This is a genomic window from Aminobacter carboxidus (genome assembly GCF_014863355.1).
GTDB lineage: Bacteria > Pseudomonadota > Alphaproteobacteria > Rhizobiales > Rhizobiaceae > Aminobacter > Aminobacter carboxidus.
Genome location: NZ_JACZEP010000013.1, coordinates 27,668 through 52,101 on the forward strand (window position 1 = coordinate 27,668; position 24,434 = coordinate 52,101).

At 63.4% G+C, this 24,434-nt stretch carries 24 protein-coding genes; 14 read left to right on the forward strand and 10 right to left on the reverse strand.

Features of this window, described 5'->3' with window-relative positions:
* Positions 1 to 28 precede the first annotated feature (28 nt).
* Entirely contained in the window at positions 29 to 625 is a 597-nt protein-coding gene (locus IHE39_RS25875; protein ID WP_192568516.1) for a TetR/AcrR family transcriptional regulator, read from the reverse strand.
* Positions 626 to 755: 130 nt separating this feature from the next.
* On the opposite strand from IHE39_RS25875, the gene IHE39_RS25880 reads away from it, so the two are divergent.
* The 5 genes from IHE39_RS25880 to IHE39_RS25900 all read left to right on the forward strand — a co-directional run bounded on the left by IHE39_RS25880 (position 756) and on the right by IHE39_RS25900 (position 7,893).
* Positions 756 to 1,760: an NADP-dependent oxidoreductase gene (locus tag IHE39_RS25880; protein WP_192568517.1), complete on the forward strand. Its 1,005-nt coding sequence runs from the start codon at positions 756 to 758 to the stop codon at positions 1,758 to 1,760.
* 97 nt (positions 1,761 to 1,857) lie between these two features.
* Positions 1,858 to 2,859 (forward strand): NAD(P)-dependent oxidoreductase, encoded by a 1,002-nt coding sequence (locus IHE39_RS25885; protein ID WP_192568518.1) that lies wholly within the window; start codon positions 1,858 to 1,860, stop codon positions 2,857 to 2,859.
* Positions 2,860 to 3,107: 248 nt separating this feature from the next.
* Positions 3,108 to 6,602: a carbamoyl-phosphate synthase large subunit gene (gene carB / locus IHE39_RS25890; protein ID WP_192568519.1), complete on the forward strand. Its 3,495-nt coding sequence runs from the start codon at positions 3,108 to 3,110 to the stop codon at positions 6,600 to 6,602.
* A 304-nt stretch (positions 6,603 to 6,906) separates the two neighbouring features.
* Complete coding sequence (locus IHE39_RS25895; protein ID WP_246470505.1) at positions 6,907 to 7,281, forward strand: hypothetical protein; 375 nt, start codon at positions 6,907 to 6,909, stop codon at positions 7,279 to 7,281.
* Positions 7,282 to 7,524: 243 nt separating this feature from the next.
* A complete protein-coding gene (locus IHE39_RS25900) occupies positions 7,525 to 7,893 on the forward strand; it encodes a hypothetical protein (RefSeq protein WP_246485637.1) in 369 nt (122 codons plus the stop codon).
* Between the two features lie 119 nt (positions 7,894 to 8,012).
* Here IHE39_RS25900 and IHE39_RS25905 read toward each other — a convergent pair whose 3' ends face one another.
* Positions 8,013 to 8,495, reverse strand: a complete 483-nt coding sequence (locus IHE39_RS25905; RefSeq protein WP_192568520.1) for a GNAT family N-acetyltransferase — start codon at positions 8,493 to 8,495, stop codon at positions 8,013 to 8,015.
* Between the two features lie 8 nt (positions 8,496 to 8,503).
* Positions 8,504 to 9,565 carry a lytic transglycosylase domain-containing protein gene (locus IHE39_RS25910; RefSeq protein WP_192568521.1) on the reverse strand — a complete coding sequence of 354 codons (1,062 nt, stop codon included), beginning with the start codon at positions 9,563 to 9,565 and terminating at the stop codon, positions 8,504 to 8,506.
* A gap of 172 nt (positions 9,566 to 9,737) precedes the next feature.
* Here IHE39_RS25910 and IHE39_RS25915 point away from each other — a divergent pair, with 172 nt between their 5' ends.
* Positions 9,738 to 10,319: a methylated-DNA--[protein]-cysteine S-methyltransferase gene (locus IHE39_RS25915; protein ID WP_192568522.1), complete on the forward strand. Its 582-nt coding sequence runs from the start codon at positions 9,738 to 9,740 to the stop codon at positions 10,317 to 10,319.
* Between the two features lie 109 nt (positions 10,320 to 10,428).
* Here the strand turns inward: IHE39_RS25915 and IHE39_RS25920 are convergent, their stop codons facing one another.
* Positions 10,429 to 10,755 (reverse strand): hypothetical protein, encoded by a 327-nt coding sequence (locus IHE39_RS25920; protein ID WP_192568523.1) that lies wholly within the window; start codon positions 10,753 to 10,755, stop codon positions 10,429 to 10,431.
* Between the two features lie 345 nt (positions 10,756 to 11,100).
* Between IHE39_RS25920 and IHE39_RS25925 the strand changes: the two genes are divergently transcribed.
* Positions 11,101 to 11,310, forward strand: coding sequence for a cold-shock protein (locus IHE39_RS25925; protein WP_109575191.1), 210 nt, complete (start codon positions 11,101 to 11,103; stop codon positions 11,308 to 11,310).
* Between the two features lie 300 nt (positions 11,311 to 11,610).
* Here the strand turns inward: IHE39_RS25925 and IHE39_RS25930 are convergent, their stop codons facing one another.
* The 3 genes from IHE39_RS25930 to IHE39_RS25940 all read right to left on the reverse strand — a co-directional run bounded on the left by IHE39_RS25930 (position 11,611) and on the right by IHE39_RS25940 (position 14,066).
* Positions 11,611 to 12,222, reverse strand: a complete 612-nt coding sequence (locus IHE39_RS25930) for a glutathione S-transferase family protein (protein ID WP_192568524.1) — start codon at positions 12,220 to 12,222, stop codon at positions 11,611 to 11,613.
* Positions 12,223 to 12,325: 103 nt separating this feature from the next.
* Complete coding sequence (locus tag IHE39_RS25935; protein WP_192568525.1) at positions 12,326 to 13,087, reverse strand: EAL domain-containing protein; 762 nt, start codon at positions 13,085 to 13,087, stop codon at positions 12,326 to 12,328.
* A gap of 67 nt (positions 13,088 to 13,154) precedes the next feature.
* Entirely contained in the window at positions 13,155 to 14,066 is a 912-nt protein-coding gene (locus IHE39_RS25940) for an EAL domain-containing protein (RefSeq protein WP_192568526.1), read from the reverse strand.
* Positions 14,067 to 14,347: 281 nt separating this feature from the next.
* Between IHE39_RS25940 and IHE39_RS25945 the strand changes: the two genes are divergently transcribed.
* The 4 genes from IHE39_RS25945 (at position 14,348) to IHE39_RS25960 (ending at position 18,670) form a co-directional block, all read left to right on the forward strand.
* Positions 14,348 to 15,550 (forward strand): pyridoxal phosphate-dependent aminotransferase, encoded by a 1,203-nt coding sequence (locus IHE39_RS25945; RefSeq protein WP_192568527.1) that lies wholly within the window; start codon positions 14,348 to 14,350, stop codon positions 15,548 to 15,550.
* A 265-nt stretch (positions 15,551 to 15,815) separates the two neighbouring features.
* Positions 15,816 to 16,163 (forward strand): hypothetical protein, encoded by a 348-nt coding sequence (locus IHE39_RS25950; protein ID WP_192568528.1) that lies wholly within the window; start codon positions 15,816 to 15,818, stop codon positions 16,161 to 16,163.
* A gap of 120 nt (positions 16,164 to 16,283) precedes the next feature.
* Complete coding sequence (locus tag IHE39_RS25955) at positions 16,284 to 16,454, forward strand: type II toxin-antitoxin system antitoxin (protein WP_018428911.1); 171 nt, start codon at positions 16,284 to 16,286, stop codon at positions 16,452 to 16,454.
* A gap of 329 nt (positions 16,455 to 16,783) precedes the next feature.
* A complete protein-coding gene (locus IHE39_RS25960; protein WP_192568529.1) occupies positions 16,784 to 18,670 on the forward strand; it encodes an MFS transporter in 1,887 nt (628 codons plus the stop codon).
* 73 nt (positions 18,671 to 18,743) lie between these two features.
* On the opposite strand, the gene IHE39_RS25965 is transcribed toward IHE39_RS25960, so the two are convergent.
* Positions 18,744 to 19,637 carry an NAD(P)/FAD-dependent oxidoreductase gene (locus tag IHE39_RS25965; RefSeq protein ID WP_192568530.1) on the reverse strand — a complete coding sequence of 298 codons (894 nt, stop codon included), beginning with the start codon at positions 19,635 to 19,637 and terminating at the stop codon, positions 18,744 to 18,746.
* A 187-nt stretch (positions 19,638 to 19,824) separates the two neighbouring features.
* Here IHE39_RS25965 and IHE39_RS25970 point away from each other — a divergent pair, with 187 nt between their 5' ends.
* Positions 19,825 to 20,271, forward strand: coding sequence for an Rrf2 family transcriptional regulator (locus IHE39_RS25970; RefSeq protein ID WP_184766938.1), 447 nt, complete (start codon positions 19,825 to 19,827; stop codon positions 20,269 to 20,271).
* A gap of 135 nt (positions 20,272 to 20,406) precedes the next feature.
* Here IHE39_RS25970 and IHE39_RS25975 read toward each other — a convergent pair whose 3' ends face one another.
* Entirely contained in the window at positions 20,407 to 20,865 is a 459-nt protein-coding gene (locus IHE39_RS25975; protein WP_184766937.1) for a hypothetical protein, read from the reverse strand.
* Between the two features lie 255 nt (positions 20,866 to 21,120).
* Complete coding sequence (locus IHE39_RS25980) at positions 21,121 to 22,668, reverse strand: MFS transporter (protein WP_246485638.1); 1,548 nt, start codon at positions 22,666 to 22,668, stop codon at positions 21,121 to 21,123.
* Positions 22,669 to 22,710: 42 nt separating this feature from the next.
* On the opposite strand from IHE39_RS25980, the gene IHE39_RS25985 reads away from it, so the two are divergent.
* Complete coding sequence (locus tag IHE39_RS25985; RefSeq protein ID WP_192568531.1) at positions 22,711 to 23,388, forward strand: winged helix-turn-helix transcriptional regulator; 678 nt, start codon at positions 22,711 to 22,713, stop codon at positions 23,386 to 23,388.
* A gap of 110 nt (positions 23,389 to 23,498) precedes the next feature.
* Positions 23,499 to 24,413: a pyridoxal-phosphate dependent enzyme gene (locus tag IHE39_RS25990; protein ID WP_184766934.1), complete on the forward strand. Its 915-nt coding sequence runs from the start codon at positions 23,499 to 23,501 to the stop codon at positions 24,411 to 24,413.
* Positions 24,414 to 24,434 lie beyond the last annotated feature (21 nt).

Sequence of the window (24,434 nt, forward strand, 5' to 3'; positions counted from 1 at the left end):
TTGACAGCCCGGAACGCCAGCGTAGCGGTCAGCGGCGAAACCGCTCGAGCGTTGCGGTGAACAGCTCGGTCAATGCGGCAACGGCGGCTTCATGGGAAATCCGGCCGGACCCGACATCCCGCGACACGGCCTCGGCCGCCCCAAGAAGCCCCGAAAGCACCGGGACGCCGATATCCTCGGGCAGGTCGACGAAGCGTGAAACTGCGTCGCGATACTCGGCGAGATAGCCATCCCGCAACGACTGACGAAATTCGTCCATCTCTTCGGTGGCCGAGAGTGCGGCATAGATCGCGCCCGCTTCGGGCCCGGCCCGGCTGGCGCAGCGCACATAAGCCTCGCCCAGAATGCCGGCCACGTCGCGCAGTGTCTTGCCGCAGGCGGCGAGTGCCTCGCGCTGCGTCTCCAGCTGCAGATCGTTGTAAGAGGAAAACAGCGCCATCAGCAGCCCCGCCCTGGTGCCAAAATGCTCGTAGGCGATCGGCTTGCTCACCCCTGCCCGCTCGGCGACCCGGGCAAGCGTCAGCGCGTCGGTGCCTTCTTCGCGCACGATCTCCTGCGCGGCTTCCAGCAACTGCGCGCGCCGCTCGGCCTTCGGCAGTTTTTTCATCGAACTTGCAGTCGTCATCGCCTTCGCATCCGGCTCGAATTTTTTTTGCCCGCGGCTTGAACATCGCCGCACGCCGCTTATGTTACGACTAGTAACTTACAAAGAGTAAGCTACACTTGGTAGATGACTACACATATAGGGGAATTCAATGTCCATTGCAGCCCGTGAAATCCACCTGAAGAGCCGCCCGGCCGGTTTGCCGGGAGCTGACAATTTCCAGTTGGTCGAACGCAGCTTGCCAGCCCCCGCAGCGGGCCAATTGCTGGTCAAGACGCTGTTCATGTCGGTCGACCCCTACATGCGCGGCCGCATGACCGATCGGCCGAGCTACATCGCCCCCTTCGAGATCGGCCAGCCGCTTGAAGGCTCCGCCGTCGGCATCGTCGAGCAGTCCGCCCATCCCGATTTCAAGGCGGGCGATCTCGTCAGCCACTTCTCCGGCTGGCGCGACCTCGTTCTTGTCGATGCCGCCACGGCAAACAAGATCGACGCCACCCAGGCGCCGGCCGAAGCCTGGCTCGGCCCGTTGGGTATTCCCGGCCATACCGCTTATGTCGGCCTGCTCCGGATCGCCGGGCTCAAGGCAGGCGAAACCGTGTTCATCTCGGCGGCCGCCGGTGCCGTCGGTTCGATGGCGGTCCAGATCGCCAAGCTCAAGGGCGCCCGCGTCGTCGCCTCGGTCGGCTCGGAAGAAAAGGCCCGATGGGTCAAGGAACTCGGCGCCGACGCCGTCATCAACTACCGTACCGCGGGTGACCTGACCGAGGCGCTGAAAAAAGCCGCGCCCGAAGGCATCGACGTCTATTTCGACAATGTCGGCGGCGACCATCTCAGGGCAGCGCTCGAAGTCGCCAAGCCCCGTGCCCGCTTCGCCATTTGCGGCATGATCTCCGGCTACAACGACGAGAAGCCCGTTCCCGGCCCCGACAATCTCGCTGCGATGGTCATCAAGAGCATAAGCATGCGCGGCTTTCTCGTACTGGATCACTTCGACATCCTGCCTGAATTCATCGCCGACATGGCCGGCTGGCTGGCCGATGGTCGCGTGACCTACCGCGACACCGTCGTTTCGGGGCTCGAAAACGCGCCCCAGGCCTTCATCGGGCTCTTTTCCGGCGAAAACCTCGGCAAGATGCTGGTCAAGCTCGCCTGACCCCCAAGGCGGCGAGTTCGCTCGCCGCCGCCTTCCCCCCTTCCGCTTCAGACGTCACAGCGCCGCTTCAACGCGGCCACAGAGGAGTATTGCCCAAATGACCACGCACAAGCCTGTCCTGATCATCGGCGGTTCCGGTTTCGTCGGCGTGCTCGCCGCCCGAACGCTGCGCAAGCTGCATCCCGCACTGCCCATCGCCATCGGCGGGCGCAATCTCGAAAAGGCCGAGGCAGTCGCCAAGGAGATCGGCAACGCCGAAGCAGTCGTCATCGACCTCAACCGCAAGGACCTTGGCGTACCGGCGCAAAAAGGCTTCGGCGCCATCGTCATGTTCGTCTATGACAACACGATCAACGCGCTGCACTATGCCCAGACCAACGCGGTGCCATATCTCGGCGTCTCGACCGGCATCCAGGAGATCGGACCGGAGATAGCGCTTTACGCCCACAAGGCGACCGCGCCATTCCTGTTGGGCAGCAGCTGGCTCGGCGGTGCCGCGAGCCTCGCCGTCGTGCATTTTGCCAGACAGTTCGAGACGGTGGATTCGGTCGAAATCACTGCCCTTCTCGACGAACAAGACATGGGCGGCCCCGCCGCCGAAGCCGACTTCAACCGCCTCACCATGATGTCCAGCACACTGGGCCTTGATGACGGCAAATGGCACTGGAAGCCCTCCAGCGAACAGGGCCGCACCGTGACCAGTGTCGACGGCAGGCAGGTCCCCGGTCTGAGCTACTCACCATTCGACGTCTTCAGCCTGCCGATCACAACCGGCGCCGAGACGGTACGGTTCGATTTCGCGCTCGGTGAAACCGCAAGCCGCCATCGCGGCGAGCATTTCTCCACCGAGATCACCATCGCCATCTCGGGCAAGAGGAAAGACGGCACCGCCGGCCGCAGCCGCTACGAATTTGTCCACCCTGAGGGACAGGCGCCGGTCACTGCACTCGCCGTTGCCTTGGCGGTCGAGCGGCTGATCGGCCTCGATGGCAAGGCGCCGACGCCACCTGGGCTGTACTTCGCCGAAATGCTGGTCGCAGCGGACTATGCGATCAAGCGCTTCAAGGAATTCGGCGCCAGCATCACCCAGGCAGCGTAGCCGAAACACCGGCCAAACGGGCAGTCGCTGACCTCGGCGGCTGCCCTTCCGTTAGTTCAGGCAGGCCGTGCGCGGATCAGACACGTCCCAATCCCGCATCCAGGGTTAGGAAAAGCATTTTTCGGGGTTCCCCACTCCCCATCCTTCCCCTATAAGGCGCGCCTAGCCTGATACTCGAATCTCACTGCGCACCGGCCGGGAATATCCCGTCCCGGTTCTTCGCGCAGGCCTACTTACGGACGCACGCCATGCCAAGACGCACCGACATCAAGTCCATCCTGATCATCGGCGCCGGTCCCATTGTCATCGGCCAGGCCTGCGAGTTCGATTACTCCGGCACCCAGGCCTGCAAGGCGCTGAAGGAGGAAGGCTACCGGGTCATCCTGGTCAACTCCAACCCGGCCACCATCATGACCGATCCGGAGCTGGCCGACGCCACCTACATCGAGCCGATCACCCCCGAGGTCGTCGCCAAGATCATCGCCAAGGAGCGCCCCGACGCGCTGCTGCCGACAATGGGCGGCCAGACCGCGCTCAACACCGCGCTGTCGCTGCGCCGCATGGGCGTGCTCGAACGCTACAATGTCGAGATGATCGGCGCCGACGCGCACGCCATCGACAAGGCCGAAGACCGCTCGCTGTTCCGCGAAGCCATGGCCAAGATCGGCCTGGAAACCCCGCGCTCGATGCTGGCCAACGCCTCAGACGTCAAGGACGCCGACCGCAAGAAGCACGAGGCCGAGCGCGCAGCCCTCAAGGCCGAGGCGCCCGCCGATCTCGATGCAGCGCTCGATGCGCTCGAAACCCAGTGGAACCTCGGCGAGGGCGACCGCAAGCAGCGCTACATCAACCACGGTATGGCGATCGGTGCCCAGGCGCTCGACCATGTCGGCCTGCCTGCCATCATCCGCCCGTCCTTCACCATGGGCGGCACCGGCGGCGGCATCGCCTTCAATCGCCAGGAATTCTTCGACATCGTACAAAGCGGTCTCGACGCCTCCCCCACCACCGAAGTGCTGATCGAAGAATCGGTGCTCGGCTGGAAGGAATACGAGATGGAGGTCGTGCGCGACCGCGCCGACAACTGCATCATCATCTGCTCGATCGAAAACATCGACCCGATGGGCGTGCACACCGGCGACTCGATCACCGTCGCCCCTGCGCTGACGCTGACCGACAAGGAATACCAGATCATGCGCAACGCCTCGATCGCGGTGCTGCGCGAGATCGGCGTTGAAACCGGCGGCTCCAACGTCCAGTTCGCCGTCAACCCGGCCGACGGTCGCCTCGTCGTCATCGAGATGAACCCGCGCGTCTCGCGCTCCTCCGCACTTGCCTCCAAGGCGACCGGCTTCCCGATTGCCAAGATCGCCGCCAAGCTCGCCGTCGGCTATACGCTCGACGAGCTCGAAAACGACATCACCGGCGGTGCGACGCCGGCCTCGTTCGAGCCGTCGATCGACTATGTCGTGACCAAGATCCCGCGCTTTGCCTTCGAAAAGTTCCCCGGCGCCTCGCCGGTGCTGACCACCGCGATGAAATCGGTCGGCGAGGTCATGGCGATCGGCCGCACCTTCCAGGAATCGCTGCAGAAGGCGCTGCGTGGTCTTGAAACCGGCCTCACCGGCCTCGACGAGATCGAGATCCCCGGCATCGGCACCGATGGCGACAGCGGCGACGACCGCAACGCAATCCGCGCAGCCTTGGGCACCCCGACACCCGACCGTCTGCGCATGGTCGCCCAGGCGATCCGCATGGGCACCTCGCTCGAAGACGTGCACGCCATGTGCAAGATCGACCCGTGGTTCCTCGAGCAGATCGCCGGCATCATTGCAATGGAAGCCCGCGTTCGCGAGCACGGCCTGCCGCAGGATGCCGAAAACCTGCGCATGCTGAAGTCCATGGGCTTCTCCGATGCCCGCCTCGCGTCCTTGACGAAGACCGAAGCCGAAGCCGTTCAGAAGACTCGTCAAAAGCTCGGCGTCCACCCGGTCTACAAGCGCATCGACACCTGCGCTGCCGAATTCGCCTCACCCACCGCCTACATGTATTCGACCTATGAAGTGCCTTTCGCCGGCGCTGTGGCGGACGAGGCCCAGGTCTCATCCGCCAAGAAGGTCGTCATCCTTGGCGGCGGTCCCAACCGCATCGGCCAGGGCATCGAGTTCGACTATTGCTGCGTCCATGCCGCCTATGCGCTGCGCGAGGCCGGCTACGAGTCGATCATGATCAACTGCAACCCCGAGACCGTGTCGACCGACTACGACACTTCGGACCGGCTCTATTTCGAGTCGCTGACGGCCGAGGACGTGCTCGAAATCCTACGCGCCGAGCAGGCTGCCGGCACGCTGCACGGCGTCATCGTCCAGTTCGGCGGCCAGACCCCGCTTAAGCTGGCGGACGCGCTCGAAAAGGCAGGCATCCCGATCCTCGGGACCTCGCCCGACGCGATCGATCTCGCCGAGGACCGCGACCGCTTCCAGAAGCTGCTACACAAGCTCGACCTCAAGCAGCCCAAGAACGGCATCGCCTATTCGGTCGAGCAGGCCCGCACCGTCGCCGGCGAACTCGGCTTCCCGCTGGTGGTGCGCCCATCCTACGTGCTCGGCGGCCGCGCCATGCAGATCATCCACAATGAGGGCATGCTGCAGTCCTACCTGCTCGACACCGTCCCGGGGCTGGTGCCCGAGGACATCAAGCAGAAATACCCCAACGACAAGACGGGCCAGATCAACACCCTGCTCGGCAAGAATCCGCTTTTGTTCGACACCTATCTCTCCGGTGCCATCGAGGTCGACGTCGACTGCCTCTGCGACGGCAAGGCGACGTACGTCTCCGGCATCATGGAACACATCGAGGAAGCCGGCATCCACTCGGGCGACTCGGCCTGCTCGCTGCCAGTCCATTCGCTTTCCACCGAGCTCGTCGACGAACTCGAGCGCCAGACCTCGGCCATGGCGCGCGCGCTCAATGTCGGCGGCCTGATGAACGTCCAATACGCCATCAAGGACGGCACAATCTACGTGCTCGAAGTCAACCCGCGTGCCAGCCGCACAGTGCCGTTTGTTGCCAAGACGGTCGGCAAGCCGATCGCCAAGATCGCCGCCCGCATCATGTCGGGCGAGAGCCTCGACGAGGCCTTCGCCCACTATGGCGCCAAACCAGATGCCCGCAATCCCGGCCACATCGCGGTCAAGGAGGCGGTGTTCCCGTTCGCCCGCTTCCCCGGCGTAGACATCCTGCTCGGACCCGAGATGAAGTCGACCGGCGAGGTCATGGGCCTCGACCGCGACTATGCGCTCGCCTTCGCCAAAGCCCAGCTTGGTGCCGGCGTCGACCTGCCGCGCTCGGGCACGCTGTTCGTCTCGGTCCGCGACGAGGACAAGGCCGGCATCCTGGGTGCCGTCCAGCGCCTGTCAGGCCTCGGCTTCAGGGTGCTGGCAACCTCCGGCACCGCGCGCTTCCTGGTTGAAAACGGCGTCCCGGCCGAAAAGATCAACAAGGTTCTGGAAGGCCGTCCGCACATTGAGGACGCCATCCGCAACCGCCAGATCCAGATCGTCTTCAACACCACCGACGGCCAGAAGGCGGTGTCGGACTCGAAGTCGATCCGCCGCGCCACGCTGATGCAGAAGGTGCCCTACTACACCACGCTCTCAGGCGCGGCGGCCGTCGCCGAAGCCATCGCCGCCCTCAAGGCCGGCTCGCTCGAAGTCCGCCCGCTGCAGGACTACTTCAAGTAAAAGCCGGGACGTCGCTGCAGCTTCTCTTCTCCCCGTTTACGGGGAGAAGATGCCGGCAGGCAGATGGGGGCGGCGAAACGCTGGCACACTTGCCACTTGGTGCATTCATCTGCAGCGCAGAAGAAGAGCCTCACAAGCGCATAACCCGCCCAAGGCGCCTTTCGGCTTTCTATCGGCAAAGCACTACGGCAGCACTGAAATACGCAAGCCTCGTCTTAACGAAACTGCACGAAACGCCTCGCCCCATCTTTCCACCCGCATAGATTGCAGCTAACTCTCACCGTCAGGTGGGGAGTATTTGCGAATGAAACTGAAAACCATGCGGCTGGCACTGGCATCGGTGCTGGCAGGACTTCTGGTTGCGGCCGTACCGGTCGCGGCAATCGCCAAGGACAAGGGCTCGCTGGCCGGCAACGAAGGCAAGAAGCGCTACGCGGCGCAGTTCGGCCAGACCACCGGCCCGTGTAAGGACGGCTACAAGAAGTATGTCGCCGCAGCCGGCCACTCGGCCTACGCCCAGACGCATCTGGGCGCCGTTGAAGCCTTCTACTGCGGCGCTTCCCTCAACGCGCCGTCCCAGGCGGCGGCAGAAAAGCAGGCCCTGGAGCGCTGCAATTCGGTCGGCAAGAAGTACAAGATGAAAACAACCGGCAACTGCGCCATCTACGCTTCGAAATGAGACTGCGCGCCGCGCTTACCCCTCCCCTCGTGGGGAGGGTCGATCTGCAAAGAGGATCGGGTGGGGGTGCCCGAAGCAGCGCACAGCCGCCGATCCCTCCTGACTGGCACCACAACAGCCCTTTTTGGCAGCTTCAAAGCCGCTAGGGGACGGAGGCCGGTTACTGACCGTCGCCACCACCGCGCCGCCCCCTCGTCATCCCAACGCCATCCCGCTACCCTGCCCCAAAGCAGGAATCGCCGCATGCCCATCGCCTACGACCCGTTCGACGAGATCCGCCGCGAGGCATCGGGCACAAGCCTGATTCCGCCGAAGGTGGTCGCCGACAACGCCGCCAAGGGGCTTGCGCTCAGAAAACAGTTCGGCCGCGGCGGCACCGAGATCGGCGTCGCCCGCGCCGAGGAGCTTGTCGCCCGATCCGAGCTTTCGCCTCACACCATCAAGCGCATGGTCAGCTACTTCGCCCGCCACGAGGTCGACAAGCGCGGCAAGAATTATGGCAACGAGCAGAACCCCTCAGCCGGCTACATCGCCTGGCTACTCTGGGGCGGGGATGAAGGGCGGGAATGGGCACTGGAAATAAAGGGGGTAAACAGCGCCCCTGGCGCGTAATGGTGCCGGCGCGGCATCACTGGCGAATAGCCACCACCATCTGCCTTCCACACGTACCAAACGACACCTGGCTCACGGCGATCACCATTCGCATCGAAGGCCAGCTTTAGTTGCCGTCCTCAGCCACCCCAATCGACTTCGACCATGCCAAGCCTGGCATAGAGCCGAACAGCCGCGGCGTTGTCGACAAGGTTGGTCTTGAGGTCGATATGGCTCACCCCACGGGCGGCGAAACTGGCAAAGACGTGCCACAGCAGCGCCTCGGCGATGCCCTTGCCGCGAAAGGCGGGGTCGACAGCAAGGTCTTTCAGGAAGCCGCTGGTCCAGCTCAGTGCCGCACCAGCCAGCCGGCCATCGTGATCGAACACGAGGAAACACAATTCGGGATCGAATTCGGAATCAGCTTCAAGGCGCGACCACCACTGGTCGAACGAGCCATTCATGCCGTCGTCGAAGACGAGCTCCAGCAATTCGTAAAGTGCGGCAGCGTCGGAGGCCTGGAAGGTCCGCATCACAAAGCCGGCTGGCCAGCGCGCCGGCAGCAAGTCGCCCGGCAACAGCCGGCGCAGGCGAACGTCGTTCTCCCCCTGCGGCGACGGCATCGGCAAGGCTAGCCGCGATGGCGGACGCGGTCGCGTCCCAGGCCGGTCTCGTCGAGCAGGCCCTTGCGCTTGGCGTGGTAATAGTAGCCGCTCTGGTAGAGCTTGTCGGCCTGGTCCTCGTTACCGTCGGCCACCATCCAGGCGCCGCGCAGATATTTGACCGCATACTTCAAATTGGTCTCGGCATCGAACAGGCCGCGCGCCGGGCCGTCATAGCCCATGCCGCGCGCCGTGGCGTGCTTGATTTGCATCAGACCCCAATGGCCCCTGTTGTAGGCCAGCGGATTGAAGGTGCTCTCGCGGTTGACCACGCGGCGCACCAGCCGTTCCGGCACCTCGTAGAGGGCGGCATATTTCGAGATCAGCTCGTCGATCTTGCCGCGCGAGGCAAGGGTCGGGCTGTCGGGCGCGGCATAGGACGAGGTGGCGAAGCTTTCGGGCGCGACATTGCCGAGCGACGCAACCTGGTAGCTGCGCGGCACCGGCGCGCTGGCCGGCAAGGCATAGTCGGCAATCGTCGGCGCGGATGGGAACGCGCCCGTCAGCTTCGGCGCGCCGGCAACGACGACGACATCGCCGCCGGCCATCGGCACCGACATCGGATCGACGGGGGTCTTGGCCAAAGCCGGAAACACAGGCTGAGTTGCCGCGGCGGCGACAGGCTTGGCGGCATCCGCAACAGGCACTGCCAGGGCAGCCGCGACATTCTTTTCAGTACTGGTGGCGGGCGCAGCAGCCACGGTCACGGCAGCGGCTTCGCCGGCTGCCGGCGCCGTGGCGTCAGCGGCAACCGCGACATCCGCAGCCTCGGCTGCCGGAACAGCAGCGGCCAGCACGGCTGTCGCCGCCGACGTTTCGGCCGAAGCGTATGAGGTGGGAACCACCGCCACGGTTTCAGGCAACGCCAGGTCGGCTGCGGTGGATGAGGCAAGGGCCGTGTCGGCGCTCAAGGCCACGTCGGCGCCCGTCGACAGATCGGTGCTGAGGGCCGCTGTGTTGGTCTGGCAGCCCGACAGCAGAGCCGTCGCCAATGCCGCCGAGATCAGCAGGTGGGTCTTTATCGCCGGCAAATGCACACTCTGTTAATGATTTCGTCCCGCCCGAACCTCTCTACAACAACGTATGAGCCCGGGCAATCCACAGGCGAATGCGGTTTTCGGGTGGCATGCGGTCGCAGATCATGCCAAATTGTTCCCTCTTTGTACCGAATTCACGGATGCCACGAGGACGAAAGGAACGGTCATGGACACCACTATCTCTTACCCCTTGCCCGCTCATGCCGTCTTCGAAACAACGCTCGGCTTCATGGCGCTGGCATGGAGCGACACCGGGCTGACCCGGCTTTGCCTGCCCGAAAAAACCCACGCCGCCGCAGAGCGCCGGCTGCTGCGCCTGGCCGGTCACGACGTAGTGGCAGGCGACCGAACACCGCCGCAATGGATTGTCACCCTGATCGCCGACATCAGGCGTTATGCCGACGGTGCCGACGTCGACTTCTCCGCAGTACCGGTCGATCTCGACGGCGTCGACGATTTCCGCCGCGACATCTATGCCGCCGCCAGAGACCTTCATTATGGCGAGACCACCACCTATGGCGGACTGGCGGAAAAGGCCGGCCGCAAGGGGCTGTTCCGCGAAACCGGCTCGGCACTTGGTTCCAATCCGATTCCCCTTGTTATCCCGTGCCACCGCATCCTCGCCGCCGGCGGCAAGATCGGTGGCTTCTCGGCGACGGGCGGGTCGAACATGAAGGAAAAGATGCTGGTGCTCGAAGGCGTGCGTGTAGGCCCACCGCCGGCCACTCAAGCATCATTCGGGTTTTGACCGGCGATTGAAAAGCAGCTGACGCCGCAGCCGCGCAGCTATGAGCCCAAAGCTGCGACCAAGTGCGCAAAAGACGTCCAGCTTCTCAAGAAAAATGGCCTGAGTGCGTTCAGTGGCGAAGCGGAAACAGCCGGCGCTTGAAGAAGTCACGCTCGATTCGCTTGCAGTTGTAGACCGGGCAGGACCGCGCATCGGCGGTTGGCACATATGCCCGGCGCGCCTCTTCGCCGGCCGAGCAGAAGTGGTCGTTGGCGACATAACGATCATAACGTGGCACGCCAGATGTCGGCGACGTCCAGCGCAGGATCACGGCCCCCTGGTTGCGCACCACGCTCTGCGTCTGGGCGCAGCTCATTTTCGTCGACACATAGCGCGAAACGGCCTGCGCTTCGGCGGCCAGCAGTGTCAGGCACGCGGCAAGCAAAATGGTTTTCATGACGACCTCCCAGGACTTCAAAAAGCGGCGGCCCACCTGCCGATTGTACATCAAGGCGCCGCATGTGCGCCTCAAAGCGCCTGCGATGCTACAGCGCCACGCAATATAACACCCTGCGCCCGCCATGGTTGCATGCCAATTGGGGCCGGTTTCAGGCATCCACTATTTGGAAGGGCTTGCACTTGGCGCCAATTGCCCTTATATCCGGCACGTTGATATTTCGGCCGACAGATCCGTGCCCCGCGACACTCTCGCGTTTGCAGACGTCTCTCCCCAAAATCTCGATACAACGACTAGGCATGCTCGCTTGGTCAAGAATAACTGCAAACGACAAGGATATTCAAAATGGCAACTGGCACCGTTAAGTGGTTTAACGCAACCAAGGGCTTCGGCTTCATTCAGCCCGACGCCGGTGGCGCGGACGTTTTCGTCCACATCTCCGCTGTTGAGCGTTCGGGCATGGGCTCGCTGGCCGACGGCCAGAAGGTCAGCTTCGAAATCGAGCAGGACCGTCGCACGGGCCGTTCGTCGGCTGGCGCTCTGAAGGCAGTCTGATTTAAGGCGCGCAGGAGCGAAAGCTCCGATTGCGTTGCAAGTCACGGATGTACTGGCGGCTGCGCGACAAGCGCGCCGGAACCGGGACCTGGAAGGACGATGCGGCAGATTGCCGTGAGCCTCGGGTCTGTGGAACCAGGATCAGCTGCTGACAGCGGAAGGCGGGGTTACACCCCGCCTTTTTCTTTTCGCACCCAGGAACGACATGGCGACTGCGCTATCTCGACGCCGAACGCGACATAGAAAGAGGCCCGAAGATCAATCCGATCTTCGGGCCTTTTCTAATTCAGAGGCGCGAGCTCAGGGCAGCCAGGTAAGCGGCACGTGGCCCGCGTCGGCCGCAACGCGGGCAAGCCAGGCCTTCACGGCGGGAAACGTATCCAGGTCATAGCCGCCCATAGTCGCATCATGGGTGTAGGCATAGAGCGCGATGTCGGCGACACTCATCGCATCGCCTGCCAGGAACGGCGTCTTTTCCAGCTGCACCTGCATCACGCCGAGCGCCTTGTTGCCGCCATCGAGCAACACCTGCATGCGTTCCGGCGTCGCCTGAGCGGCGCGCTCGGGATAGAGATACATCGTCCGCCTGACAGCAACGAAGGGTTCGTGGCTGTATTGTTCGAAGAACAGCCATTGATAGACCAGCGCCCGTTCGTAGGCGTCAGTCGGCAGCAGCCGGGTTCCCTCGGCCATGTGCAACAGTATGGCATTGGATTCGGCCAGGAATCGGCCATCCTCGAGCTCCAGCAGCGGCACCTTGCCGTTGGCGTTCTTGGCGAGGTAGGCGGCCGAGCGAGTCGAGCCGTCGCGCGAGCTGGTTTCGACGTGCCGGAACGGTCGCCCGAGCTTGGCCATCAGCAGGCGCGGCTTGTAGCTGTTGCCGCTGTCGTTCATTCCATAGATCGTGATCATCGCATTCACCCCGTTTGGTGAGCGATTATCGTCCCCAGAGTGCGTCGATCCAGAGAATTGTTCTGGTGCGAGACATCAGCTTTGGTGATGTTTCGCCCTGATGTCAGCCGAACAGTGGCACCACCACGCATTCGCCGCGGCGATATTGCGAGGTCTCGCGCGGCCCTTCGGCAAAGATGCTGCCGACCAGCTTTGCCGGTTCGAGCAGGTCGCCTTGCAACAGGTCGACACCGGCACCAAGCGCGATCTCGAGACGGCTTTCGCTGTCGATGCCCTCGACGAGCACGTCGGCACCAAGCGTCTTGAGTTCCGAAACCACGGGGCGCAGCAGCCGCCCGGTCGAGGCATCGGCGCAGAAACGTTCAAACGCGGCACGATCGAGCCTGACAATGTCAGGCATCACGCGCTTGACAGCGTCGCCGTCATGCTGTGCTGCGCCATGATCGCCCAGGGCGACGCGCATGCCGAGCGCGCGCAGCGAACAGGCAAGATTTTCGTCGCCGCCGATCTCGCAGATCAGCTGCGAAGCCTCAAAACCTTCGCCTTTGAGGCGGCGAACCATGAAGCCCAGATCATCAAGATCGGGCGCCTCGCCATTGACGTCCTGCCTGAACAGCAGCGCAATACCTTCAACGCCCATATTGTGAACGTTGGCAAGCGGCAGCACCGCCCAGACGCGACCGACGATCGCGCGGTCTTCATCAGCCACTTCGGCCAGGAACTCCGTGACAGTCACGGACCGCCCTTCGCGGTAAGGCACGACCTGAGCGTCGGCGGCGATTGGCGTCAGGCGGCCGTCTTCATGCCGGAAGATCGGCTGTATCGTACAACGCAGACGAAAATCGCCGTGGACAGCAAACTCCAATCCAACTTCGTCAGCGACGATTCTGGCGGTCAGATCCCGAGGCAGCTCGCCAAACCCGAAAGACGCGTCACTCATGCAATGTCCTCTTGCCGAAACTTCGGCTTGATCGCGGCGTGCGCACTGCAACCGCATCGGCAACACCGACGGGCAGCAGCTCCGCCCTGCGGTCTCCGGCGGCTTCAGGCGCCACCGGTTCGAAGTGGGAAAAGTTCGCCGGCACGATTTCCGGCAAAGCCAGAACGAAGCCCTGGACCATCGAGGCGCCGGAACGCTCGGCCAGCTGCAGCTGCCAGCTTTCCTCGAGCCCTTCGAAAACCGTGCGGATGCCCTTGTCCTCGAAATTCGCCACCATCTCCTTGAGCAGCGCGAAGCCGGCACCCGATTCCATCAGGCGGCTGATCCAGTGGGCATCAAACTTGACGATGTCGGGCTTGATGTCGCGGATGCGCTTGATGTCGGACTCGTCCGAGCCGAAATCGTCGACGGCGATGCGGAAACCTCCGCCCTTGAGCGCCCTGACAAATTCGAACAGCGCGTCTTCCGACGCCGGCTTTTTCTCGGTGACCTCGCAGACGATGCGGCGCGGATCGATGCCGGTTTCGTTGAGCACCTGACGGATGTCGTGCAGCGCGTGCTCCGAGATCGAACGGTCGAGAAACACCGAGGGATCGAAGTTGATGAAGATCGACGCTTCCTTGGGCAGGAACACGGCGGCGTTCAGCAGATGCAGCGTGCGGGTCAGCGTTTCGACATGTAGCCGTTCGATACCGTCCACAGTGGCGAAGAAGATGCCAGGCGGCACGGCTTCGGCGCCGCGAAACGGCCTGATCAGTCCTTCGAAGGCGGTGACCAGCAAGCGGCCCGACTGAAAGGCGAAAATCGGTTGAAACGCGCTGCGCAGGGCATGCACGCCCCAGACGCCGGACGCAGATCCGTCGTCGTGCCGGATGATTTGGGCGAGCCCGATGCTCTTCGACACGGTCCGTCCTATTTCCGGAAAGCTGCGAAATTGCTCCGCCAAAATCTCATCGAAGATTTGATCGGCGGTTAACGCAATGCCTCAAACTTGAACGAACGCCGGCCAGCCGACTGTTTATGCACAAGCTTCCAACAGCCCCTGGACCAGCACATCCAGGGTGCGGGAAACGTCAATCCGCTTGCGATTCCCTGCGTCATGCGACATTACAGCGCCGCGCATTCCGTTGGATGCGCAAAGGCGGTCGCGCGACCGCGTCATTTCCGAACCGGAGACCTGAAGTCATGGCCTTTCTTGCCGATGCCCTTTCCCGCGTTAAGCCTTCCGCGACCATCGCGGTCACGCAGAAAGCGCGCGAGCTGAAAAATGCCGGTCGAGACATCATTGGCCTGGGCGCAGGCGAGCCGGACTTCGACACGCCGGACAATATCAAGAACGCGGCGATCGAAGCGATCCGCCGCGGCGAGACCAAGTATCCGCCGGTATCAGGCATCGTGCCGCTGCGCGAGGCGATCGCCAAGAAGTTCAAGCGCGAGAACAATCTCGACTACAAGCCTGAGCAGACGATCGTCGGCACCGGCGGCAAGCAGATCCTGTTCAACGCCTTCATGGCGACGCTGAACCCCGGCGACGAGGTCATCATCCCCCGCCCCTACTGGGTCAGCTATCCCGAAATGGTGGCGATCTGCGGCGGCACCTCGGTGTTTGCCGAGACCTCGATCGACAACGGCTTCAAGCTGACGGCGGCAGAGCTCGAAAAGGCGATCACGCCAAAGACCAAGTGGCTGTTGATGAACTCGCCGTCGAACCCGTCGGGTGCGGCCTACACGGAAGCCGAGCTGCGCGCGCTTGCCGACGTGCTGCTCAAGCATCCGCATGTCTGGACGCTGACCGACGACATGTACGAGCACCTGACCTATGGCGACTTCGTCTTCAAAACCATCGCCGAGGTCGAGCCGAAACTTTACGACCGCACGCTGACGATGAACGGCGTGTCGAAAGCCTATGCCATGACCGGCTGGCGCATCGGCTATGCCGCGGGTCCCGTCGCGCTGATCAAGGCGATGGACATGATCCAGGGCCAGCAGACCTCGGGCGCCTGCACCATTGCGCAGTGGGCATCGGTTGAAGCGCTCAACGGCCCGCAGGACTTCATCGCCAAGAACAAGGCGATCTTCCAGAATCGCCGTGACCTCGTCGTGTCGATGCTCAACCAGGCACGTGGCATCACCTGCCCGTCACCGGAAGGCGCGTTCTACGTCTACCCGTCCTGCGCTGGCCTGATTGGCAAGAAGACGCAAAGCGGCAAGGTCATCGACAATGACGAGACCTTTTGCTCCGAGTTGCTCGAAGCCGAAGGCGTGGCGGTGGTGTTCGGTTCGGCCTTCGGCCTTGGCCCGAACTTCCGCATCTCCTACGCCACCTCGGAAGCACTGCTTGAAGAGGCCTGCACGCGCATCCAGCGCTTCACCGCCTCGCTTGCCTGAGCAAGCCCGTCAGAGTGAACGGAAACCCGGTTTCGGCCGGGTTTTCATTTACCGGTTGCATAAAGCAACCTGAAATTGTATGCAGACATCAACAGAAACCTGCTGAATCTCATACGCTGTCATACATTTGCATATTGCCGTGCCGGTCTAATCTGTTACTCTAAAATAACTATATCCGCCCTGTCGGACGGAGGTATGCAGAGGCAGTCAGAGGCAGCAATTGTATCAGCGCAGACAGCAGCAGCAGGGACGAAGGAGCACAAGTTTGCTCACGCGCCTGTTCTTGTTGCTTTTGCCGGTTTTTGCTGCCCTCACGGCCTCGGTTGCATCGAGCCACGCTCAAGCTGTCGGCTATCATCCTGAAGCACGCCTGTCGGCCGCCGATAGCTCCTATCGCCTCGCCGACGACCCGTTTGCGCTTCCTGCCTGCAGCGACACCTGCCTGCCCGTCGCCGAAAGCAGCGGCGATGGCAGTGACGACGGCGCCTTGCTGCGCATCTCCAGTGCCGTTCCAGCCGTCGACCTGAGCAGCGGTTTGCTGTCGATCGACCCGTTTTTCAGCTTCCTGCGCTACCGAACCAGCGAGCCGCGCGCGCCACCTGCGCAAGCCTGACGGCGCAACGCGCCCCACCTGCGCCGCATGACCGGATGACCGCGACCACGCCTGCGGGCTGTCGTCGCCATTCGGCCCTCATCCCCCCGGGACATTCCCGAAACAGTCTCAGGAATTATCATGTCTAAGACTCATCCTCTCGGATTCCGTATCGAACGCGACCTCAAGGAGGCGCTCGTCAAGGCAGCCAAGGACGACCACCGTTCGGTGTCGTCGATGGTTGAAATCATCATCGCAAGGTGGCTGCGCGATCGCGGCTACCTCGTCGAAAAGGAAGAACGGGCAGCCTAGGTCCGTTCCCCTTCTACCCTGCCCGGCGGCGCAACTCGGCGCCGGGCAGCATCTGCCAGAATGTTCCGAAATCGGCGGCCCCAGCTACTTGGGCCGCGCCAAGCTCGCGGCCCGTCTGTTCTCGGTCAAGCCGCTGCATCGTCGTCTGCAACGCAACATGAATGGTTGAAACGACTTCGCGTTTGCCTCTACGACCAAAGTCATAATCCCAAAGCAGCGATGGATAATGCCCGCCTCGCGGCACTATCACTTCGTCGTCGTTAGGTTGGCGGATTCGCGTGGAGGCTGCTCTCCAGGTCCTGCCGCCGGCACTCTGGGAGGAGACATCTATGGCAATTTCGGCAACAGCCGACGCCCGCGGGCGCGGCATGACGCGAGAAGAGAAGAAGGTCATCTTCGCTTCCTCGCTCGGCACCGTTTTCGAATGGTATGATTTTTATCTCTACGGTTCACTCGCAGCCTTCATCGGCGCGACCTTCTTTGCCTCGTATCCCGAGGCCACGCGCAACATCTTCGCGCTGCTCGCCTTCGCCGCCGGCTTCCTGGTCCGCCCGTTCGGCGCGCTGGTCTTCGGCCGCATCGGCGATCTCGTCGGCCGCAAATACACCTTCCTCGTCACCATCCTGATCATGGGCCTGTCGACCTTCTTCGTCGGCCTGCTGCCCGGCTCGGCCACCATCGGCATCGCCGCTCCGATCATCCTGATCGTGCTGCGCATGCTGCAGGGCCTGGCGCTCGGCGGTGAATATGGCGGTGCCGCGACCTATGTCGCCGAGCATGCCCCCGACGATCGTCGCGGCTACTACACCTCGTGGATCCAGACCACCGCAACGCTCGGCCTGTTCCTGTCGCTGGTCGTCATCCTGTTGGTGCAGACCTGGCTCGGCAAGGAAGCCTTCGCCGCCTGGGGCTGGCGCGTTCCGTTCCTGCTATCGTTCATCCTGCTCGGCATCTCGGTTTGGATCCGTTTGTCGCTGTCGGAATCGCCGACCTTCCAGCGCATGAAGGAAGAGGGCAAGGGCTCCAAGGCGCCGCTGTCGGAAGCCTTCGGCCAGTGGAAGAACGCCAAGATCGCCCTGCTCGCTCTGTTCGGTCTCACCGCCGGCCAGGCTGTGGTGTGGTACTCGGGCCAGTTCTACGCCCTGTTCTTCCTGCAGAACGTGCTCAAGGTCGACTCGCAGGCGGTCAACATCATGATCGCGATCTCGCTGCTGCTCGGCACCGGCTTCTTCTTGCTGTTCGGCTGGCTGTCCGACAAGATCGGCCGCAAGCCAATCATCATGGCAGGTCTCGCACTCGCCATCGTCACCTACTTCCCGCTGTTCAAGGCGCTGACCTGGGCCGCAAACCCGGCACTCGCCACCGCACAGCAGAACGTTCGCGCCACTGTCACCGCCGCTCCTGGCGACTGCAAGTTCCAGTTCAACCCGGTGGGCACCGCGAAGTTCACGACCTCTTGCGATATCGCAACTTCGTTCCTGACCAAGAACTCAGTTCCTTATGACGTCGTCACCACGGCGGCTCCAGGCACCGCAGCCAGCGTCAAGATCGGCAACGAGACCGTCACCTCCTATGACGCCATCGCCGCTGGCGATGCTGCAAAGGCGAATGACGCAGCCTTCGTCAAAGCGGTGAACATCGCCCTCCACGCTGGCGGTTATCCGCTTGTCCGCGGCGCGGCCAAGGTTGCCGACCAGAAGCTCGACGCCTTCATCACCGCCAACCCCGAGCTCAAGCTCGACGCCGCCGCCATCCGCGCCGGTGAAAAGGTAACGGTGCCTGCCGCTCAGGCGATCAAGGACAAGATCGTCACCGCCGAAGAGGCAGCCAGTGCTCCGGAAATCGGCTTCTTCAACATCCCCGCCGGCGGTTCCTTCGCCATGGTCGCCGATCCGGCCGCAGTGAGCTGGCCGGGCGTCATCGCCATCCTCACCGTGCTGGTCATCTACGTGACCATGGTCTACGGCCCTATCGCCGCGATCCTGGTCGAAATGTTCCCGACCCGGATCCGCTACACCGGCATGTCGCTGCCCTACCACATCGGCAACGGCTGGTTCGGCGGCCTGCTGCCGGCAACCGCCTTCGCCATGAGTGCCGCGGCCGGCGACATCTACTACGGCCTCTGGTACCCGATCGCGATTGCCGCCATGACGCTGATCATCGGCACGCTGTTCGTCAAGGACACGCTCGGAACCAACCTCAACGCCAAGGACTGATTGCGGTCATTCCTGACAACAAGAAGCCCGGCAGGATCGCTCCTGCCGGGCTTTTTCTTTGGGCGCATAGCGTTCAGTCGGCCTCGAACATCAGTGAGCGATGCGTGGCCGCCCCTGCCATGGCGCCGTCGCCGACCGACAGCGCCACCGAGCCGGCAGCCCGCGCAATGTCGCCGCAGGCGAACACGCCCCTCGCCGTTGTCTGCTTCATCGCGTCGGTCCTGATGAAAGCCCCCATCGGCCCGGCATCCAGCTCGCAGCCCAGTTGTTCGACCCAAGGGATCTGGAGCGAGGTCCTGGGCATGGTGAACAGCCCGTCCAGTGCGACCACCCGGCCGTCTTCCAGAACGACATCGGCGCTTTCGCCCCTGATCTCACGGACCAGTGCCGGCTCCACCGTCGTGCCGCGCGCAGCAAGCTGTCGTAGCTGCTCGGCATCAGGAACGAAGACGCCATTGGTGAACAGCGTCGTCGTGCCCCAGTCCGGCAGCATCAGCCCGTGGTGGATGGAGTGCTCCGACACGGCGAGCACCCCGATGCGGCCCTGCTCCAATTCGTAGCCGTGGCAATAGGGACAGTGGAAGACGGAACGGCCCCAGCGCTCACGCAGGCCGGGGATATCAGGCAGGCTGTCGGAGACCCCAGCCGCCAGCACCAGCCGCCGGGCTGTTTTCACGCGGCCGTTGCCGAGATCGACGGCGAAGCCACCCTCGATCCGCCGCGCGCCCTCCGCCCTGCCCTCGACCCACGCCACGCTGGGATAGCGCTCGAGCTGCACCCGCGCCTCGGCGGCAATCGCCCCAGGCTCGCGCCCATCCTGGCCAAGGAAGCCATGTGATTGCGCCGCGAAGCGATTGCGGCGCTCGCCGGCGTCGACCACCAGGATCTTGCGCCGGGCACGGGCAAGCTGCAGCCCCGCAGAAATCCCCGCATAACTCCCCCCGACAATGACGACGTCGAAATTCATGGTTTCGTTTCCTTGATGCGTTGCGCCTGCCCGACAGGCCTGATGGCCTTCCCGGAATATCACGCCACTTATTATGTTACATGATTGACGTCGTCAAGTTCACGCAACTCCTGTTGTTGCGTGATTGCTCATCTGTTAGGTCTGCTCAGCCGCCGAAGGCGACCGAACCGTGCCGAAAGAACAGATGATGAGACCCGACACCCGCCTCTCCCGCATGCTGCATGTGCTGATCCACATGCAGCACCACGAGGGCACCGCCACGTCAGACGCCATAGCAACCATGCTCGGCACCAACCCTGTCGTCGTGCGCCGGACCATGGCCGGACTGCGCGACCAGGGTTATGTCCGCTCCGAGAAAGGCCATGGCGGCGGCTGGCTCTTGGCGCGGCCGCTGGAGGAGATTACGTTACTCGACATCCACAAGGCGCTCGGCGCGCCGCAACTTTTCGCCATCGGTCTCGCAGGCGACAACCCAAACTGCACCGTCGAACAAGCGGTCAACGTCTCGCTCGCCGAGGCGATGAACGAGGCCGAGACGATCCTGCTGGCAAAATTCGGCAAGGTCACGCTGGCGGAGCTGGCCGAAGGTGCTGCAAAGGCCTCCACGCGCAAGCTCACGATGGAGCACTTCTAGGGACGCGCCCGGGCTCGGGCAAGTACGCCGCGCAGGCGGGCCCTAAGCTATTGATGCGCGAGGTTTGGTACGGACCAAAACCGACGACATCAAATGCCCGTCACCTCCATTGGCGAGGTCGCGCTCACAGCAGGTCTATTTGCCGGGGCCTTCCTGGATCGTGATGATCTTTGCGTCGAATTCCTTGCAGGCATTGTCGTGGCAGATACCGTTGATCCAGACCTGCCCGTCACCGAACATGATGCCTTTGTAGTTGACGAACAGGTCGTCGTACTTCTGGTCGGTGACCGCCTTGGCGATTGTCGGCGTGAAGATCGCGTCATAGTTTTCGGCAAACGCCTTGGCCGACTTGATATGGGTTTCTTTGCCGTTGACGCGCACGCCGATCGGGTAGCTCACAAGTTCGGCCACGCCCGCCGCATCATGTGCCGCAACCGCCGCCTGCAACGCCTTGATCACCGCCTCGTATTTGGTGTGATCGCCTAGTTGTTGGTCAATGGTCTGATTGGTCGTTTCACTCTGCGCGCCAGCGGGGGCGACCAAGACCAGCGCGAAGGTGGTAGCAAGAAGTACGTGCCGCATCGATTTCAGCATGTCCGCAGTCCTTTCAGGTGCCATTGCAGTTTCAATCTGTTGGATCGCAGTTCTAAGGCTGGCCTCTACAGGGGGCGTCCATACGATTTCACAGTCGACACATCAGGGCAACGCGGGAACACTTGAACCAACTGCCACCATTGCCGGCAATTTCATTTATGGTGAATGCGGCACCGCTGACATACGGAGCAAAAGCCGGCAGGCGCGCGCCTGCCGGCTTTTCATGTGCTGCGCACGATACCCCGCACCCACGCCTCAGGTGCCTTGCGTTTCGGTCTGCAGGCCGTCGCGGTTGCGGATGATCAAGGTCAGCGCAGCGCCGCAGATGGCGATGGCGCTGCACAGATAGGCCGCCATCTCGATCGCTTGGCCCAAGGCATGGCGCGCCGCCTCCAATTGCGCGCCTGAACTGTCCGGCCCCAGCGCCGCGCTCATCGGCATATCAGCGAGCTGTGGGTAGTCGACGAGCGCCAGCCGATAGACCAGCGTCAGCAGGCTGCCGAGCACGGCAATGCCAAAGGCGCCGCCGAGCTCCGTGCTCGCCTCGGACAAGCCGGCGGCAGCACCGGCATGCGAAGACGGCACGGAGCCGACGATGACATCGGTCGTCATGGTGAAAACCGGGGCGAGCCCGAGTGAGAACAGGCAGTAGGCGCCGATCATCAGCGCGCGGTCGCCGCTTGAGACGGCGGCACCAGCCAGCGCGAAGCCGCCGGCGGCAACGAGGAAGCCCAAGGCCATGAGTCCGGCCGTGCCGAGGCGCGGCGCAATCGCCGGCGCGGCAAGCGCGCCGACAATGAAGGCAATGCCCGACGGCGCCGCAGCAAGGCCTGCCTGCAACTGTGTCAGGCCGAGCCCGAACTGCAAGTACAGCGCCACCAGAAGGAACATGCCGAAGGCGACGAAGAAGCCCAAAATGTTGATCGTCAGCGCTGCCGAGAAGCGCGGCGAGGCAAACATCTTGAGATCGAGGAACGGAACTGCCAGCCGCTGCTGCCGACGGCAAAACAGCACAGCGGCAACGATGCTCAGCGTCAGCGCGATGCCGGCCTCGCCGCTCCAGCCGTCCGTCGCCACCTTCTTGATCGCATAGACGAGGCCAAGCACCGCCACGAGCAGGCCGAATGCGCTCGCCATATCGGGGCGCGGCGCGGAGCTGTCGCGCGCTTCCGGCAGCAACTTCGGACCGCAGACCAGCAACAGCGCCATGACAGGCAGGTTGATCAGAAATACCGAACCCCACCAGAAATATTCGAGCAACAGGCCGCCGATCAACGGGCCGATGGCGCCGCCGGCGGAGAAGCTGGCGATCCAGACGCCGATCGCCTTGCTGCGGTCTTCGGGATGCGGAAACAGGTTGCTGACCATCGACAGCGTCGAAGGCGCGAGCGTCGCCGCCGCAAGTCCCATCAGCGCCCGCGCCGCGATCATCATCGGCGCGGAACTGGAAAAAGCAGCGATCAGCGACGCGGCGCCGAACGCGAAGGCGCCCCACAGGAGCAGCCGCCGGCGGCCGATGCGGTCGCCGAAGACGCCCATAGGGATCAGCGCCGCGGCCAGGATGAAGCCGTATATGTCCACCATCCACAACAGCTGGGCCGGGCTTGGATCGAGGTCGGCGGCGAGTTCGGGCACGGCAAGGTTCAACACCGTCAGGTCCATCGAATACAGCAGGCAAGGCAGAGCGAGGATCGCCATCGCAAGCCATTCGCGCCGCCCTGCCCGCGGCAAATCACCCTGCTTTTCCATCATCGCCTCCCTGGCGCGCTTGATCGTCACTTGTCGGCGTGACAATGTGAACATAAGTGAACTGCGTAGTCCTAAAAAGCAACTATAGAGTTTTTAATGAGAACCAACAAGAGCCGCAGCTACGACGACGGCTGCGCGACAGCCCATGCCCTGGACCTGATCGGCGAGCGCTGGGCGCTGCTTGTCGTGCGCGAGCTGCTCTTCGGACCGAAACGCTTCACCGACCTGCGCACCGACTTGCGCACCATCAGCCCCAACGTGCTGACGCAGCGCCTGGAAACGCTGGAGGAGACAGGCATCGTACGCCGGCGCAAGCTGCCGCCGCCGGCCGCCTCGTGGATCTATGAGCTGACCGAATGGGGCAGCGATCTTGAGAACACCATCGTGACGCTGGGCAAATGGGCGGCGCGCTCACCGTTTCTGGAACAAGGCCTGCCGATCAGCCGGGCCGGGCTGCTTCTGGCCATGCGGGCGATGTATGCGCTGAGCAACGATGGCGGTTTCTGCGTGCGCCTCGACATGCCCGACGGCACGGCAACAGTTGCCGGCACACCGGACGGTTTCGAAATTCATACCGGGGACGACACATCGAAGGCCGCGCAGGCCATGTTCTCCGGCACGTCGGGCGTGCTCGACAGTATCCTGTTCGGCAACGTGACCATCGACGCGGCAGTGACGGCTGGAGACGCCAAGATAGCCGGCGACAGGACCGCCATCGACAGGTTTCTACGCGCTTTCCCCATGCCGGCCGCCACGCCCGACATCACCCCATGAGCGCGACGCGACGTGGACCGAGGGAGTGCGGCGCCCCCTCCTGCCCTGCTGGCGCCGGTTTTGGAATTGCCGCATAAGCACCTGACATCTCTTCCACAGGTCGGATCACCATGCCCCTGCACATCAACACGCCGCTGCTCGAATCCCGCCCGCTGAGCCTGGCCGCCGGGCGGTCGATCTGGCTGAAGATGGACGCCTTGCAACCATCGGGCTCGTTCAAGATCCGCGGCATCGGTGCAGCCTGCGAACATCATGCCAAGGGCGGCCAGCGCCGCTTCGTCTCGTCTTCTGGCGGCAACGCCGGCATCGCGGTCGCCTATGCCGGACGCCGCCTGTCGATCCCCGTAGCGGTCTTCGTTCCCGAAACGACGACCGGCAAGGCCAAGGCCCTGATCCGCCAGGAAGGTGCCGAGGTGATTATCCACGGTGCCTCCTGGCAGGAGGCGAATGAGCGCGCCATGTCGGCCCTCGACCCCGACACCGCCTTCATCCACCCCTTCGACGATCCCCTGCTTTGGACGGGCCACGCAACGATGATCGACGAGGTCGTCGCGCAAGGACTTTCCTTCGATGCTGTCGTTCTGTCGGTCGGCGGCGGCGGGCTCATGTCAGGCGTGGTCGAGGGACTGGCGCGCAACGGGCTGGAACACATCCCGATCGTTGCCGTCGAGACCGACGGCGCGGCGTCGTTGGCTGCCGCGATGGAGGCAGGTCGGCGGGTGCAACTGCCCGCCATCACCAGCATCGCCACCTCGCTCGGTGCCCGCATGGTCAGCGAGCGCGCCTTCGAGCTGACGCAGAGCCGGCCTGTCGAGAGTGTGGTGGTCAGCGATCGCACTGCAGTCGACGCATGCCTGCGCTTCCTCGACGATCACCGCGTGCTGGTCGAGCCGGCCTGCGGCGCGACGCTCGCACTTGCCTATGCGCATTCAGCTTCGCTGGCGCGCTATGAGCGCGTGCTGATGATCGCCTGCGGCGGCGCAACCGCATCGCTCGCCCAGTTGCAGGCCTGGCACGCTGCCTGAGCCTGACCGCACCGGCCTTGC

What these genes read in the sequence shown, in the direction of transcription:
- IHE39_RS25875 (WP_192568516.1), bottom strand. Translation starts at nt 625, where the DNA reads ATGACGACTGCAAGTTCGATGAAAAAACTGCCGAAGGCCGAGCGGCGC.
- IHE39_RS25880 (WP_192568517.1), top strand. Translation starts at nt 756, where the DNA reads ATGTCCATTGCAGCCCGTGAAATCCACCTGAAGAGCCGCCCGGCCGGT.
- IHE39_RS25885 (WP_192568518.1), top strand. Translation starts at nt 1,858, where the DNA reads ATGACCACGCACAAGCCTGTCCTGATCATCGGCGGTTCCGGTTTCGTC.
- carB (WP_192568519.1), top strand. Translation starts at nt 3,108, where the DNA reads ATGCCAAGACGCACCGACATCAAGTCCATCCTGATCATCGGCGCCGGT.
- IHE39_RS25895 (WP_246470505.1), top strand. Translation starts at nt 6,907, where the DNA reads ATGAAACTGAAAACCATGCGGCTGGCACTGGCATCGGTGCTGGCAGGA.
- IHE39_RS25900 (WP_246485637.1), top strand. Translation starts at nt 7,525, where the DNA reads ATGCCCATCGCCTACGACCCGTTCGACGAGATCCGCCGCGAGGCATCG.
- IHE39_RS25905 (WP_192568520.1), bottom strand. Translation starts at nt 8,495, where the DNA reads ATGCCGTCGCCGCAGGGGGAGAACGACGTTCGCCTGCGCCGGCTGTTG.
- IHE39_RS25915 (WP_192568522.1), top strand. Translation starts at nt 9,738, where the DNA reads ATGGACACCACTATCTCTTACCCCTTGCCCGCTCATGCCGTCTTCGAA.
- IHE39_RS25920 (WP_192568523.1), bottom strand. Translation starts at nt 10,755, where the DNA reads ATGAAAACCATTTTGCTTGCCGCGTGCCTGACACTGCTGGCCGCCGAA.
- IHE39_RS25925 (WP_109575191.1), top strand. Translation starts at nt 11,101, where the DNA reads ATGGCAACTGGCACCGTTAAGTGGTTTAACGCAACCAAGGGCTTCGGC.
- IHE39_RS25930 (WP_192568524.1), bottom strand. Translation starts at nt 12,222, where the DNA reads ATGATCACGATCTATGGAATGAACGACAGCGGCAACAGCTACAAGCCG.
- IHE39_RS25945 (WP_192568527.1), top strand. Translation starts at nt 14,348, where the DNA reads ATGGCCTTTCTTGCCGATGCCCTTTCCCGCGTTAAGCCTTCCGCGACC.
- IHE39_RS25955 (WP_018428911.1), top strand. Translation starts at nt 16,284, where the DNA reads ATGTCTAAGACTCATCCTCTCGGATTCCGTATCGAACGCGACCTCAAG.
- IHE39_RS25960 (WP_192568529.1), top strand. Translation starts at nt 16,784, where the DNA reads ATGGCAATTTCGGCAACAGCCGACGCCCGCGGGCGCGGCATGACGCGA.
- IHE39_RS25965 (WP_192568530.1), bottom strand. Translation starts at nt 19,637, where the DNA reads ATGAATTTCGACGTCGTCATTGTCGGGGGGAGTTATGCGGGGATTTCT.
- IHE39_RS25970 (WP_184766938.1), top strand. Translation starts at nt 19,825, where the DNA reads ATGAGACCCGACACCCGCCTCTCCCGCATGCTGCATGTGCTGATCCAC.
- IHE39_RS25975 (WP_184766937.1), bottom strand. Translation starts at nt 20,865, where the DNA reads ATGCTGAAATCGATGCGGCACGTACTTCTTGCTACCACCTTCGCGCTG.
- IHE39_RS25980 (WP_246485638.1), bottom strand. Translation starts at nt 22,668, where the DNA reads ATGTTCACATTGTCACGCCGACAAGTGACGATCAAGCGCGCCAGGGAG.
- IHE39_RS25985 (WP_192568531.1), top strand. Translation starts at nt 22,711, where the DNA reads ATGAGAACCAACAAGAGCCGCAGCTACGACGACGGCTGCGCGACAGCC.
- IHE39_RS25990 (WP_184766934.1), top strand. Translation starts at nt 23,499, where the DNA reads ATGCCCCTGCACATCAACACGCCGCTGCTCGAATCCCGCCCGCTGAGC.